A 2,199-nucleotide genomic window follows, 5' to 3' on the forward strand; every position below is an offset into this window, starting at 1 on the left:
GCCGATACCACCGTGGCCGCCCGTCCCCCCTTGACCTCCCTGTCCCACGAAGAAACCTCCGCGGCCACCGTCGCCGCCCACGCCTCCCTGGCCGCCGGACCCGCCAGCCGCACCGGCGCCGCCGCCGCCCCCGCTGCCGCCCCAGCCTCCGGCACCGCCGGCTCCGACACTCGATGCAGCACCACCGGTTCCGCCGAACCCTCCCGAACCGCCCGCGGCTTGAGCCTGGGCGCCGTTGCCGCCCACCCCGGCGACCGCAGTGCCGCCACCTCCGACAGCATTTCCACCGTCACCACCGGCGCCTCCGTTACCGCCCGCGCCGCCCGGGCCACCGTTACCGGCGATTCCGAAACTCGACAACGAGTTGACACTGCCTCCTTGTCCTCCGGTGCCGCCCGTGGCACCGGGTCCGCCGTCACCGCCGGTGCCACCCGAGGTGCCGTAGGCAGCGCCGGTGACGTTGTCATTGAGCCCGGGAACACCGGTGCCGCCTTGTCCACTGATGACGGGGTTGATCCCCTTGGCGCCGGTCAGCCCCGTACCACCCTGCCCGCCGGCCCCGCCGTCGCCGAACAGCAGGGCGTTGCCGCCGTGGCCGCCCTGTCCTGGGTTGCCGCCGTTGATGCCGGCGACCGCCGTGCCGCCCTGCCCGCCGGCGCCGCCGTTGCCGAAGAGCCATCCGCCACTGCCACCGTTGCCGCCGACCGCCCCGGCGCTCCGTTGGCTCCGTCGCCGATCAAGGGGCGGCCGAGGAGTGCCTGGGCGGGTGCGTTCACCGCGCCGAGGACGAGTTGGTCGATGCTGGCGGCCTCGGCAGCGGAATACGCCCTGGCACCGGCATTGAGGGCGTGCACGAACTCCGCGTGGAATGCCGCCGCTTGTGCGCTGAGTGCCTGATAGCCATGGGCATGCCCGCCGAATAAGGCTGCGACCGCCTCCGACACCTCGTCGGCCGCCGCCGCCAGCACCTCCGTCGTCGGGACCGCAGCAGCCAGATTCGCCGCACCGAGCGTGGCATGCACACTCGCGAGACCCCTTGCGGCGGTGGTCAACAGCTCCGGTGTAACGGTGACGAATGACACGCAGCCTCCCAGCTAGGACCCAATCCCGAATTTGGGCAGAAGTATTGTGCGCCAAGCGGACATGTCGGCTCCGCATTTTGCTGGAATTGTTTGTCAACCGGTCGGCTCAGCCAGATTGGCCCGACGCCCCAGGGCCGCCGGGCTGCCCGTCGGCGCCGCTGGTGCCGTAGTTCGGAAACGCAAAACCTCCGGTTCCGCCAGTGCCGAAGCCGCCTCCGGTGCCTCCCCCGCCACCCGCGCCGCCGGGACCGGCTGCGCCGTTGACGCCCGACTGACCGAACAGCACACCCGCCGCGCCGCCTATGCCGCCGCTGCCACTGCCGCCGCCGTTGCCACCGGTGCCACCGGTGCCACCGTTAGCCCCATCCCCTCCCGAACCGCCTGAGGTAGCTGCACCCACGGCGCCACCGCCCCGACCGCCAGCACCACCCTGACCGCCAGTGCCTCCGGCGCCGCCGGTGCCGCCCAGTCCAGCGTCCCCACCGTTGCCGCCGTTTCCGACCAACCAGCCGCCGCGGCCGCCGCGGCCGCCATCCCCACCTGCGCCGCCGGTGCCGCCGGTCCCGCCTACGGCTCCATCTCCACCCCCTCCACCGGGGCCACCCGCTGCGCCATGGTTGGAATTGGTCAACGCGAAACCGCCCAAACCACCACCTCCACCGCTACCTCCGGTCGCACCGACACCTCCCGCACCGCCTGTGCCGCCGACCCCACCGGCACCACCGCTGCCGACCAAGAGTCCACCGTTACCGCCATATCCACCCAAGCCACCGGCACCACCACCACCGCCGGACGCGCCGGTGGCACCGCCCCCACCCTTGCCGCCGACGCCGCCGTAGGCGTCACCGTTCGCTTGGCTCAACGCCAGGCCGCCGTCCCCACCGACACCGCCCGCGCCACCAGGTGCGGCACCCACGTTTCCGTTGCCGCCGAAGCCGCCGGTGGCATTTCCGGAATCAACGAACGCGGACCCGGCCTGGCCACCGGCACCCCCATTTCCACCCGCGCCGCCGGCGCCGCCGGCGCCGCCCACTCCGTCCCCAATACCGGCGGCGATTGACGCGTCCCCACCGGTTCCACCGGTACCACCGGTGGCTCCGAGCCCGGCGTCGGCGCC

2 pseudogenes are annotated in these 2,199 nt (G+C 73.1%); both read right to left on the reverse strand.

The window, feature by feature from the left end:
- Nucleotides 1-1,082 (reverse strand): annotated as a pseudogene (locus AO501_RS40715) (PE family protein); the annotation flags it as partial.
- Nucleotides 1,083-1,188: 106 nt separating this feature from the next.
- Nucleotides 1,189-2,199: pseudogene (locus AO501_RS38005) on the reverse strand (PE family protein); the annotation flags it as partial.

It is taken from the genome of Mycobacterium gordonae, assembly GCF_001417955.2.
In the GTDB taxonomy this organism is placed as follows: Bacteria; Actinomycetota; Actinomycetes; order Mycobacteriales; family Mycobacteriaceae; genus Mycobacterium; species Mycobacterium gordonae_B.